The 11,030-nt window shown below is 65.9% G+C and carries 15 protein-coding genes; all 15 read left to right on the top strand.

The features are described from left to right. Positions 1–58: 58 nt before the first annotated feature. Positions 59–427 carry a hypothetical protein gene (locus ACTQ05_RS09100; protein WP_441036957.1) on the top strand — a complete coding sequence of 123 codons (369 nt, stop codon included), beginning with the start codon at positions 59–61 and terminating at the stop codon, positions 425–427. Positions 428–429: 2 nt separating this feature from the next. Further along, positions 430–3,135, top strand: a complete 2,706-nt coding sequence (locus ACTQ05_RS09105) for an LAGLIDADG family homing endonuclease (protein ID WP_441042184.1) — start codon at positions 430–432, stop codon at positions 3,133–3,135. A 15-nt stretch (positions 3,136–3,150) separates the two neighbouring features. Then, positions 3,151–4,383 (top strand): phage portal protein family protein, encoded by a 1,233-nt coding sequence (locus tag ACTQ05_RS09110; protein WP_441042182.1) that lies wholly within the window; start codon positions 3,151–3,153, stop codon positions 4,381–4,383. Continuing rightward, the gene (locus ACTQ05_RS09115; RefSeq protein WP_441042180.1) at positions 4,383–5,549 is read left to right on the top strand and encodes a head maturation protease, ClpP-related; all 1,167 of its coding nucleotides are present in this window, start codon (positions 4,383–4,385) and stop codon (positions 5,547–5,549) included. Before ACTQ05_RS09110 ends, ACTQ05_RS09115 begins: the two co-directional genes overlap by 1 nt. After that, on the top strand, positions 5,546–5,896 hold the full coding sequence (locus ACTQ05_RS09120; protein WP_441042178.1) for a capsid cement protein: 351 nt from the start codon (positions 5,546–5,548) through the stop codon (positions 5,894–5,896). Before ACTQ05_RS09115 ends, ACTQ05_RS09120 begins: the two co-directional genes overlap by 4 nt. Before the next feature lie 11 nt (positions 5,897–5,907). Next, positions 5,908–6,834, top strand: coding sequence for a phage major capsid protein (locus tag ACTQ05_RS09125; protein ID WP_441399559.1), 927 nt, complete (start codon positions 5,908–5,910; stop codon positions 6,832–6,834). 2 nt (positions 6,835–6,836) lie between these two features. Further along, positions 6,837–7,052, top strand: a complete 216-nt coding sequence (locus ACTQ05_RS09130) for a hypothetical protein (protein WP_441042175.1) — start codon at positions 6,837–6,839, stop codon at positions 7,050–7,052. Positions 7,053–7,410: 358 nt separating this feature from the next. Continuing rightward, the gene (locus ACTQ05_RS09135; protein ID WP_441085572.1) at positions 7,411–8,016 is read left to right on the top strand and encodes a DUF6093 family protein; all 606 of its coding nucleotides are present in this window, start codon (positions 7,411–7,413) and stop codon (positions 8,014–8,016) included. Continuing rightward, positions 8,013–8,375, top strand: a complete 363-nt coding sequence (locus ACTQ05_RS09140) for an HK97-gp10 family putative phage morphogenesis protein (RefSeq protein ID WP_441085571.1) — start codon at positions 8,013–8,015, stop codon at positions 8,373–8,375. Before ACTQ05_RS09135 ends, ACTQ05_RS09140 begins: the two co-directional genes overlap by 4 nt. Continuing rightward, positions 8,372–8,782, top strand: coding sequence for a hypothetical protein (locus ACTQ05_RS09145; protein WP_441042168.1), 411 nt, complete (start codon positions 8,372–8,374; stop codon positions 8,780–8,782). The genes ACTQ05_RS09140 and ACTQ05_RS09145 overlap by 4 nt, the downstream gene beginning before the upstream one ends. A 10-nt stretch (positions 8,783–8,792) precedes the next feature. Then, on the top strand, positions 8,793–9,023 hold the full coding sequence (locus ACTQ05_RS09150) for a hypothetical protein (RefSeq protein WP_441042166.1): 231 nt from the start codon (positions 8,793–8,795) through the stop codon (positions 9,021–9,023). After that, entirely contained in the window at positions 9,013–9,510 is a 498-nt protein-coding gene (locus ACTQ05_RS09155) for a phage tail tube protein (RefSeq protein WP_441399553.1), read from the top strand. Before ACTQ05_RS09150 ends, ACTQ05_RS09155 begins: the two co-directional genes overlap by 11 nt. Before the next feature lie 79 nt (positions 9,511–9,589). Continuing rightward, entirely contained in the window at positions 9,590–10,168 is a 579-nt protein-coding gene (locus tag ACTQ05_RS09160) for a hypothetical protein (RefSeq protein ID WP_441042162.1), read from the top strand. A 26-nt stretch (positions 10,169–10,194) separates the two neighbouring features. Continuing rightward, on the top strand, positions 10,195–10,617 hold the full coding sequence (locus tag ACTQ05_RS09165; protein ID WP_441186359.1) for a hypothetical protein: 423 nt from the start codon (positions 10,195–10,197) through the stop codon (positions 10,615–10,617). Positions 10,618–10,640: 23 nt separating this feature from the next. Next, positions 10,641–11,030: phage tail tape measure protein (locus ACTQ05_RS09170; protein WP_441538925.1), on the top strand; the 390-nt coding region annotated here is incomplete at its 3' end.

An 11,030-nucleotide genomic window follows, 5' to 3' on the forward strand; every position in this document is an offset into this window, starting at 1 on the left:
TTTCTCCCCCCTGCGATTCGCGATGGGGGTCGCGCGAGGTCCAGATTGGGGGACTGTAGTGGAGCAGGTCGAGTCTCCTGTCCTGTCGGGTCGGGTGCTGGATGACGGCTTTGGCGAGTCGGTGCGGCAGGCGACTGATGCGGCGCTGCGTGAGTGTCCGCCGTCGCGTCGTGCGCGTGGCTTGGTGGCGGTGATACGTCGTCTTGCTGACGCGATCGATGCGATCGATGCGGAGGGCCTGAATCCGGCGGGGAAGCTGGACAATGTGACGATCCCGACATATCTGCGGTATGCGGAGGCGCTGGGTATGACGCTGTCGAAGGCGGCGTCGCCCCCCAAGCCCGAGGCCCACGTGGTGCCTGATGATTCGCCGGGTGCGAGGATCATCGCGATGCAGCAGCGGGCGTCTCGTCGTGGGGCGAGCTGACGATGGCTGCTCGGCTCGGTTCGACGGTGCCGAGGGTCTACACGCCCCCGTTGCGTCCGCTGGAGCCTCGGTCTGAGGAGACGGAGCGGTGGACGCTCGGCTACCAGGTCTGCGACTTCGCGGAGCACGTCCTGCGGATGCCGCTCCTGCCGTGGCAGCAGTGGTTCATGGTCCACGGCCTCGAGTTGCTGGACGATGGCTCGTTCCGGTTCAAAACTTTGGTGTTGCTGGTGGCTCGCCAGAACGGCAAGTCGACGATCTCGCTGGTGCTGGGCCTCTACGCGCTGTACGTGCTCCGGTGGGGTACGGTGCTCGGCGTCGCGCAGGGGTTGGACACGGCTGAGGAGATTCTCGACCTCGCGTCGGAGCTGGTGACTGCTACCGAGGAGGATGACGACGGCGAGGAGCAGCCGCTGCGGCCGTGGTTGGCTGATCAGGTTGCCAAGGTGGTGGCGATCAACGGCAAACGGGCGCTACTGCTGCGCGGGCGCCGTCGATGGAAGGTGAAGGCGGCGTCGAGGGCCGCGGCTCGTGGCTTCTCTGGCGATCTGATCCTGTTCGATGAGCTGCGTGAGCAGAGGAACTGGCTCGCGTGGGGCGCGGTCACAAAATCGACGATGGCGCGGCCTCATGCCCTGATCCTGGCGATGTCGAACGCGGGCGACGTGATGTCGGTGGTGCTGAAACAGTTGCGGCGGATCGCACACTTAGCGCTCGGTGACCCGGACGGCATCTGCGAGCTGACACCGCTCGAGAAGTACGCGCTGGCGGCTGATGATGCGGCCGCGGACGAGGCGTCTGCGGACACGGTTTTCCTGGCGGAGTGGTCGGCTGCCCCCGGTCGTGCGAAGGGTGACCGTGCTGGGTGGTGTGAGGCGAATCCGTCGCTGGGATACCTGATCGACGAGCGCACCGTCCTCGGCGCCTACCAGACCGATCCTGAGTGGGTGTTCCGCTGCCTAGACGTCGCCACCCCCACCCTCACGCGGCGCGGATGGGTTCCCATGGGCGACATCGCGGTTGGCGATCAAGTCAAGGGCGTCAATGGCGAGTGGGTGAACGTGGTCGGGAAGTCGCCGGTTCACACCGGACGAACCTGCTACCGGGTAACGCTCAATGATGGGCGATCTGTGGTCTGCGACGAGGGCCACCTATGGACCGTGTCTGACCGACGTAGGCCGGGGCGAGTCGAGACGCTCCGCACCTCTGAGCTGATTGACCGCGGGGTGACGTACTACAACCCGAGCATGGGCTACGACGTACGGAACTTCACGCTCCCCAAGGTGGAGCCGCTCGACGGTCCCGAGGTCGATCTCCCGGTCCATCCCTACCTGCTCGGCTTGTGGCTAGGAGACGGCAGCAAGCACGCCGCGATGGTATTTGTCGAGGCTAGGGACCGGGCGCACATCGAGCGCCGGATCGTCGAATGCGGCGGCACTGTGACCACTTCGGCCAAGGACTCGGAGAACTGCTACCGCATTGGATTCCAAGTCGGTGGGTATGGGCGCTTCACAGGCGCCCTCCGTGCGCTTGGTGTGCTCAAGAACAAGCACATCCCAGACATTTACCTGACCGCTTCCCGTGAGCAGCGCTTGCAGCTCCTCCAAGGGCTTATGGATTCCGACGGAACCATCCACAAGAAGACGGGAAGGTCCACCTTCACGAACACCGACATGCGACTCATCAGAGGCGCCCGCTCGCTGGTCAGATCACTGGGGTGGAAGACCTCTGAACTCGACGGTGGCGAATACGGCAAGAGGGGGCACAAGCTGCGTTTCGACGTGTCATTCACGACGCGACCTGACGATATGCTGCCCGCGACCCTCCCGAGGAAGCTGGCCAATCTTCGCGCGTCTCGCTCCCGTCGAGATGTTCGGCCAGCCACGATTGCGCGGATCGAGACCGTGCCGTCAGTGCCTGTCTGCTGCATCAAGGTAGACGCTCCCGACTCGCTATTCCTCGCCGGCGATCTGATCCCGACGCACAACACGGAGGTGCTGTGTCAGTGGCCGGACGGGGCGATCGAGTCGCCCTACCCGCCCGGCACGTGGGACGCGTGCGCGAATGAGCCGGTCGATGGCCCGTCGGGGCCGCGTCTGGCTGACGAGGACACGCTGGCTGGCCCGCTGGTGGCGGCGATCGACGTGACTGACGACAAGTCACGAGCCCATGTGGTGATCGCTGGGTACCGCGCCGACGGGCGTCCGCAGATCGAGCATCGCGCCTCGCGTGTCGGGACGCACTGGATCGAGGGGTACCTGTCGTCGCCGGAGGTGGAGCGCCGGTTGACGTGTGTGACTGGGCAGGAGCGTGGCGCTCCCGTGTCGGCTGTCCTGGCTGACCTGCGAGCCTCCGACGATTTCACGCTCCCGGTCGTGGAGTGGGGTGGGCAGGACATGCTCAACTCGTACACGGACTTTTTCGCGTTGGTGACATCGGGTCGGCTGGCGCACAATGCGCAGCCCGGTCTCGATGCGCCAGCGTCAATGGCTGCGACGCGTCGTCTCGGTGGAGTGGATGTGATCGATCGGCGTGGGTCGCCGTGTGATGCGTCTCCGCTGATCGCTGCTGTGGGTGCCGTGTGGCTGCTCGATCATCAACCGGTCGTGGAAATCCGCGACCCGATCCCGCCGCCGCCGAAGGTTGGTGTGGTGGGCGGTGCCGATGGTGGGTCGCGTGAGGTGAGCCTGCTGACGATGAGTTTTTGAGAGGGGTGGTGTCTTGTGGCTGAGATCGGCTATCAGAGCGGTGATGCGCTGCTGTCGTGGTCGCAGATGGCCTCGGCGCCCCAGGAGACGAACCCCGATCTGGTATGGCCTCGCTCGGTCGCCGTCTATGGGCGGATGAGGCGAGAGGAGTCGCAGGTCAAGAGCGTCTTGAAGGCAGTCACGCTGCCGATCCGGCGCACCACATGGGAACTGGACCCGGCAGGTGTACGTGAGCCGGTGCTCCAGGCGGTCTCGGCCAACCTCGGCGTCCCGATCAAGGGGCGCAAACCTGAGGCTAGGCCGCGCCGGACCCGTGGCACATTCTCGTGGAGCGAGCATCTGCGGTTGGCGCTGCTGGAGCTGCCCTACGGGCACTCCATTTTCGAGCAGGTGTACGAGTCTGCGCAGGGTTTGGTGCGTCTGCGGAAGCTGGCGTGGCGGCCACCGGAGACGATCGCCGGTTTCGAGGTCGCCGCCGATGGTGGCCTGGTCGCCGTCGAGCAGCACTCGATGGGGACGCGCCGAGTCCGTATCCCCATCGACCGGCTCGTCGTGTACGTCAATGAGCGCGAGGGCGCTAACTGGGCGGGCGAGAGCCTACTGCGATCGTGCTACAAGAACTGGCTCATCAAAGATCGACTGCTGCGCTCCCAGGCGTTGACTGTCGACCGCAACGGTCTCGGCGTTCCGGTGTATACGGGTGCGCCTGTGCCGGATGGAGCGACGGCGCTGGAGCGTGATGCGTGGATCGCTGCCGAGCGTGAGAATGGTTTGGCACTGGCGACGGCGTTCAGGTCTGGTGAGCAGGCTGGTGCGTCGATCCCGAGCGGCGCGAAGCTGCAACTGCTCGGCGTCGAGGGCGACCTCCCGGATGCTGACAAGCCGATCCGGTACCACGATGAGCAGATCGCCCGCGCCGTCCTCGCACACTTTCTGAACCTCGGGACCCAAACGGGCTCGTGGGCGCTCGGCACCACGTTCGCAGACTTCTTCGTCGGGTCGCTGCAGGCGGTTGCGATGCACATCGCGGACGTGACTCAGCAGCATGTCATCGATGATCTGGTGGACCTCAACTGGGGCGAGGACGAGCCTGCACCGCAGCTCGTCTTCGATGAGATCGGGGCGAAGAGCCCGGCTACGGCGGACGCAATCAAGGCTCTGGTGGACTGCGGAGCCGTGACCCCCGATGAGGGGCTGGAGGACTACATGCGGGCCAGCCATGGCCTGCCGGTGAGGGAGGTGGCGTGATGGCGACTCAGCACTACTGCTCGATCGAGATGAGGGCTGATGGTGGTACCGAGACCGTGGCTGATGTCCGCATCTACGGCGACATCGGGAGATGGGGTGGTGTGTCCGCCAAGGACTTTGCCGAGCAGATCGCGGCGCTCGATGTCGATCAGATCAACCTGTACGTGAACTCTCCGGGCGGCGCTGCCTGGGATGGTGTGGCGATCATGAATGCGCTGCGTCGGCACCGTGCCCGCGTCCTCGTCACCGTGGATGGGCTGGCCGCGTCGGCGGCGTCACTCATCTGCATGGCCGGTGACCACATCACAATGGGTCCATCGAGCCAGATGATGGTGCATGACGCGTCCGGGATCGCATGGGGAAATGCGCAGGTGCTGCGCGACACCGCGACGGTGCTCGACAAGCTCAGCGACTCCTATGCCGACGCGTACGCGAAGCGCGCTAGTGGAACCCGTGCCCAGTGGCGCGACATCATGCGCGCCGAGACGTGGTACACGGCGGAGGAGGCTGTGCTGGCGGGCCTGGCTGATGCGTGGGACGGGTCGGAGGATGCGGCGGCCGCTGCGTCGGCAACCCCGTTCGATCTGTCGAGCTTCCGCTATCAGGGTCGCGCTGATGCGCCTACCCCGCCCCTGCCGAGCGTGTCGGCATCCACTGAACTCCCGGCCAGTCCTGAGCCGGGCGAACCCACCACGAAGGAGGACTCCATGTCCGATTCTCTGATGGCTGGGCTCCGAGAGCGGCTCGGGATGACCGATGCCGACGCCGACGAGGGTGCCGTGCTTGCGGCGCTCGACGAGGCCCTCGAAGAGCGAGCCGAACCTGCCCCGACTGCTGCCCTGCCTGAGGGTGTCGTAGCGGTCGATGCTGCGACACTGGCCGATCTGCAGTCTGCTGCTGCCGATGCCCGGTCGCTGCGCGCCGAGCGTGACGCTGAGCGCCGTACCTCGCTGGTGGCGTCCGCCATCACTGAGGGGCGTATCCCGCCCGCCCGCCGCGACCACTGGCTGGCGCAACTCAATGCCGACGAGGAGGGCGCTTCCGCGATCCTCGCCTCGCTGGCCCCGAACACGATCCCGATGTCTGAGATCGGGCACGCCGGATCGGTCGAGGCCGCTGCCGACGCCGAGTACGCCCGCTACTACCCGAAGGAGGAGACGCGATGAGCGACTACCTGCCCCAGTTCAAGCCCGGCCAGACCGTCACGTTCACGGCGTCAGCAGCCGTCAAGGGCGGACAGTGCGTCGAGGTGACCGGTGACCGTCGAGTCGCCGCCACGTCCGGCGCGTCCACCAAGTACATCGGCGTCGCAGGCCACAGCGCCGCCGCCGAGTCCAAGGTCGTCGTGCACCTGCGCGGACACGTCCAACTCGTCAAGGCGAAGGGCGCCGTGACCGCTGGGCAGCATGTCGTGACCGCTGTTGACGGATGCGTGGCCGCCAATGAAACCAACCCCATCGGACTCGCCCTCACCGGCGGCACCGATGGCACCCTCATTCAGATCGCGGACTGAGAGGACGCATCATGGCATACACCTACCCCTATGTGACGGGCGCAGGGCAAGACCTCGCACCCGCCGATGTGCATCATTTTTTGCAGACCCCGACGCTCGTGGCGAGGCGGGTCAAGGAGTTGGCGCAGCAGAAATTCATTTCAGACTTCCTGCTGCAAGGCCGCTACGACGTGTCGGGTGGCGCGATCAGCTACCTCATCGACGATGGCCTGTACGTAGATCGGGAGCCGGAGGAGATCGCCGCTGGTGGCGAGTATCCGCTGACGCCCGCGACTGAAGGCACCCCGGCGTCTGCCCCGTCCGAGAAGGACGGGCAGGACTCTGAGGTGACCGATGAGGCGATCAAGCGGCTGCTCATGGACCCTGTGGAGCGTGCGCTGCGCAAGCTCATCAACTCCATGGTCCGCCGCGTGGATCGCAAGAACCTCGCGGTCATCGGATCGCAGGTCACCCGCACCAAGGCGGCTGGCGCGAACTGGACGACTGCCGATCAGATCATTGAGGACGTACTGGCTGCTGACGCCGTGCTCGATGATGACGACCTCGGTATCGACGGCTCTGTCGTGGTGCTGAACCCGGCCCAGTACGGGAAGGTCGCGGCGAAGTTCGTCAAGGCCGACCTGGCCGCGAACGGTATATCGCGCTCGGTGGAGAGCGGGGTGATTGGGGACTTCCTCGGCAAGACGTGGCTGGCTTCCAAGCATCTGCCTTTCGCTGACCCGATGGTGCTCGACCCGAGTCTGCTGGGTGGTATCGCGACCGAGAAGCTCGGGTCTCCCGGCTACACGGCCGTGCCCGGCACTCTCGGGATCGAGACGAAGGTATGGCGTCCGACTGACTCCGACCGTGACGGCTACCGTCTGCGTGTCCGTCGTGTCGGTGTCGCTGCCGTGATCGAGCCGAGGGCCGCGATCCGCATCACGGGCACGGGGGTCTGACCATGGCGTACCGAGTGAGCGGACCCAAGGCTGTCGTGCTGGTTGGCGGCGCATACATGCACATGTCGCACGGCTGTGTGCTGCCCGACGGGTCGGACACTGCGCACATCGAGCACCTGCTCGGCATCGGTCTCATCGAGGCCGTTCCCGAGCCGGACGGCAACACCGAGGGTGAGGGTGAGGCTCCCGACGGGTCGACCACCCGAGGCCGGAAGTAGGGGGGCGTGGGGCGATGGATTTGGCGCACATTCACGATGATCTGACAGTCGCTCGGCGCGTACTGGCATACGCCCAGACCATCGCCCCATGCATCACCTCCCTGACCGGTGAGGCTCAAGTATTGGCCCTCGCGATCCTGCGAGGTGCCGCCGCGAGCCTCGCCGGGTCAGACCGGCGCATCAAGTCGCGTCAGTCGGGTGAGTGGTCGCGCACCTACTTCTCCGACGCCGAGCTCGGGTCGGTGTTCTCTCCCGATGACACGCGAACCCTCGCGGCCATGTGTCCCGGCAGTGGTCGTGGCGTCGGTCCCGTCGGTTCGTTCCCGCCCCCCGATGGGGCCTATCGGAATCTGTGGCCGTGAACTGGATCGGTGAGTGCGAGCTCGTCCGGCTGGTGGGCGGCGACACGTTCCATGCGGCCGTGTCCGAGCGTGCGGTCAGCGAGCAGGCCGGTCGTCCTGGCGAGACGGGTCAGCGCGTCATGCTGGCTGTCTATCCGGCGCGCCGTATCGACCCTCCCACCCGGCTCGTGGTGCGGGGGCGTGAGGTCCGTGTGCTGGGTACTCAGATGCCGCCGTGGCCGGATGAACCGGCGCTCGTGAACTGTGTGGTCGCGACCCCGGCGCTGCCGGATGATGCGGTCATCACTGATGCGCCGTCTGACGTGCTGGACGTGGCGACGGGACGCCTCGGCGTCGAGGGTGCTGTCCGCTGGTCTGGCGCCGTGCACGTGTCCAGCCCGGCCCCCGCCACGGTCGAGGCTGCTGGTGAGGATGCTCCGCTGAATCGGGCTGTGATCACTCTGCCGCTCGACGCCGTCTATGCGCCTGACATGGTGCTGCGGGTCACGGGCTCCCGAGCCCCTGCGCTGATCGGTGCACGGTTCGTCCTGTCCGGCGAACTGCTGGACTCCGACGGCGAGGTGCGCCGCATCGTCGGCTATCGACCAGAGGGGGCGGCATGAGTATCACTGTGAGCGGTGCGCGTGAACTACAACAGGCATGCACGGACGCCTCGGGTCGCATCGACAAGGAAACGATTGCTGTGCTGCGGCGTGCCGCGGTTCGGGTGCGGAAGAGGCAGAAGCAAACTGCGCCCCGCGACACTGGTGCCTTGGTGAAGGCAATCGGATACCGCATTCGCGGCACCCGATGGACCCGCACCGCCGAGATCGGCCCGCGTATGGCGAAGATGTACCCCGTCTATCAGGAGTACGGCACGGCTCGCATGCCCGCGTCACCGTTCGTTAGAGCCTCGGTGGATGGCGAAGAGGACCTGATCGCTGACGATCTCGACCAGGTCGTGTCACGGAGCTACCGGTGAGTCACCCGCTGCTGTCCGTGCTGAACCTCCACGATCTGGCGCTGGCGCACGCGAGGTATTTGGAGCCGCGTGTGCTCGTGTTCGGTGAGACTCCCCCTGACGCGTCATCTCGACGCGTCCCCTATTTGGTGATCGACCCTGATCCCGGCTACGACCGCGTGACCCGCGCCGACGGGCGGGTGTCGTCACGGCAGGGCCGGTTCTCGGTTCGTTGCTGCGGCTCGACCCCACAACAGGCATCGCTCGCGCTGGATGCGTGCCGGGGTCGGTTCGTGGATTGGCGCCCGTTCCCTTCCCTGAGGTGGGGCGCGGCGCTGGAGTCGGACGCTGGGCCGCTCATCAAGGACACGTCTATCCCCACCGAGCCTCGGTTCAGCTTCACGCTGACCTACGACATCGACGACTGAGAGGACCATCATGCCGACTCCTGACGCTGCGGGCTGGTACCGGGTGAGACGCAAGGGCGACCCGACATCGCCCGTGTGGTCCACCCGCGTCTATGACCAGGAGACTGAATCCATCCATCCCGGACGTGCGTCCGACATCTACGGCGAGGCGCTGCCGCCGAAACTGCACGCAACCCTGACTGTGGCCCCGGAGACGCCGGAGTCCACCCCAAACGACGAGGGAGAAAATAATGGCGACTGAGGACATCTACCCGGCAGGCATCTCCTCGCCGGGCAACAACACATGGCTCGTGAATGACACGAAAGCTGCCTCGCTGGCTGACCTCAAGGCGATGTTCGACGTGTCCTGCTACCTGCCCTCCGGGGAGGTCGAGATCGGCTTCTCGCAGGAGCGTGAGGACGACACGCGGGCCTGTCACGCGAGCAAGATTGAGAGCTTCGGCGCGACCGTGTACGACCGGAAGGAGTGGGTCCACCTCGTGGCTCCCCAGGGAGACGGCACCGAGCCGGGAAACCTGGCGAAGTCGAAAATCAAGGCGAACCAGACCCAGTACGTGTATCTGCGGATGGGGGTTAAGCATGGCACCGAGCTGAAGGCGTCCGACAGGTGGGATGAGTACATGGTGCAGAACGGCGCCGAGCACACGTCCCCACTTCAGTCCGGCAAATATGTCCGCAAGGTACAGACCTCGTGGACACTGCTCCGCTCCGGCGTGACCTTCGCCTGACCTACCGCCGCATAGCCGGCCGCAGCCCCCGCCACGCCCTTTCATGGCGGGGGCTGCGGCCAGACAGGGAGACCACATCATGAGTACTGCGAACCAGAAACTTCGGGAGGCGCTGGAACGCCGCCAGCAGCAGCGGTCCACCGCCGGGCTGCAGCGCATCCCATTCATGCTCGATGAGGAACTGGCGGACCGCATCGAGGGCATGGGGCGACGTGCCGCTGCGATCGAGGATCGGCTCCAAGCGCTGGGGGATGCTGGCGAGGGTGAGTCTGAGGATCGTCGCGCCAGCGATCCCGACGAGCGTGAAACCCTGACTGCCGAGCTGGGGCACATCAAGGCCGATCTGGAGACGGCGATCGAGGAGGCGCGGGACTGTCAGGTTGACCTCGTGTTCCGCCGCCTCAATGCCGACGAGTATGAGCACATTCTGATCCGGTCTGGCGGGGCGGAGGTCGATACGGATGCGGCCTCGGCGCAGAAGTTCCACTCCGAGGTCACTGCCCGCTGCTTCTTGCGGGTCGAGCTGGACGGTGAGGACACCGGCCAGACGTGGACCGAGTTCTTGGATGCGGCGCAGCCGACGTTTGGCGAGTTGGACCCGATCCGGGCACTCGTGTACGCCAATAACCGGCGGGGCAGCAACACCGTAAATTTTTGATCGGCGCCCTCAAGGCCGATCCTGACATGCTGGCGCTGGTGCGGGCCGCGAAAGCGCGTGGGTTGACTGTCCGGGCGATGCTCGGGTGGGAGCCGAACCGCACCATCACACCCACTGGCGACGGCAGCTACACCATCACAACCGACCCGGCGTGGGACGAGACTGAGCGCAATATGGCGCTGGCTCTCGACGAGATCGAGGCCCACACCTGTCACGGCTGCGGTTCTGATCTGACAGAGACCCTGACCGACAAGTCACCGCTCGAGGACGACGGTGATGGGTACTACCACCGCATCCACGTCGGCTGGTGCCGAGGCTGTGTCGCAATGGCCCGCTGGCAACAGCGGGTGAGCAGCGAAGACCGGGAGCTGGAGGGCACTTCCGCTGATCCGCTGCCGCAGGCCCGCCGTATCCGTCTGGAGCGGCTGCCGATCCCAACCGAGGACTGACACTGCAGAGGTGGTGATGTGGCGTGTCTCGTACCGTCATGGCTCGACTGACGATCGACGGCGTGCAGGGCGTCATCACAGGCTTCCGACAGGTCGGCCAGGCCGCTGTCGAGTACTCCCGCACCGCCCAGAAGGCCGGGACGACCGCGACCCGCTGGATGGACAAACACTCTGACCAGCTCGGGAGACTGGGCGGCACCCTTCTCAAGGTGGGTGCGGTTGGTGCGCTCGCGCTGGGTGGGCTGGCGAAGTCCGCGATCGACTGGGAGTCGGCTTGGGCGGGCGTCACCAAAACCGTGGATGGCACACCGCAGCAGATGGCTGCGATTGAGGCTGGGCTGCGGTCGATGGCGAAAGAACTGCCGTCGTCGCATCGAGAGATCGCCGCTGTCGCTGAGGCTGCCGGTCAGCTC

Source organism: Collinsella sp. LCP21S3_A9, assembly GCF_052118785.1.
In the GTDB taxonomy this organism is placed as follows: Bacteria; Actinomycetota; Coriobacteriia; order Coriobacteriales; family Coriobacteriaceae; genus Collinsella.

What these genes read in the sequence shown, in the direction of transcription:
- ACTQ05_RS09105 (WP_441042184.1), top strand. Translation starts at nt 430, where the DNA reads ATGGCTGCTCGGCTCGGTTCGACGGTGCCGAGGGTCTACACGCCCCCG.
- ACTQ05_RS09115 (WP_441042180.1), top strand. Translation starts at nt 4,383, where the DNA reads ATGGCGACTCAGCACTACTGCTCGATCGAGATGAGGGCTGATGGTGGT.
- ACTQ05_RS09120 (WP_441042178.1), top strand. Translation starts at nt 5,546, where the DNA reads ATGAGCGACTACCTGCCCCAGTTCAAGCCCGGCCAGACCGTCACGTTC.
- ACTQ05_RS09125 (WP_441399559.1), top strand. Translation starts at nt 5,908, where the DNA reads ATGGCATACACCTACCCCTATGTGACGGGCGCAGGGCAAGACCTCGCA.
- ACTQ05_RS09130 (WP_441042175.1), top strand. Translation starts at nt 6,837, where the DNA reads ATGGCGTACCGAGTGAGCGGACCCAAGGCTGTCGTGCTGGTTGGCGGC.
- ACTQ05_RS09140 (WP_441085571.1), top strand. Translation starts at nt 8,013, where the DNA reads ATGAGTATCACTGTGAGCGGTGCGCGTGAACTACAACAGGCATGCACG.
- ACTQ05_RS09150 (WP_441042166.1), top strand. Translation starts at nt 8,793, where the DNA reads ATGCCGACTCCTGACGCTGCGGGCTGGTACCGGGTGAGACGCAAGGGC.
- ACTQ05_RS09155 (WP_441399553.1), top strand. Translation starts at nt 9,013, where the DNA reads ATGGCGACTGAGGACATCTACCCGGCAGGCATCTCCTCGCCGGGCAAC.
- ACTQ05_RS09160 (WP_441042162.1), top strand. Translation starts at nt 9,590, where the DNA reads ATGAGTACTGCGAACCAGAAACTTCGGGAGGCGCTGGAACGCCGCCAG.
- ACTQ05_RS09165 (WP_441186359.1), top strand. Translation starts at nt 10,195, where the DNA reads ATGCTGGCGCTGGTGCGGGCCGCGAAAGCGCGTGGGTTGACTGTCCGG.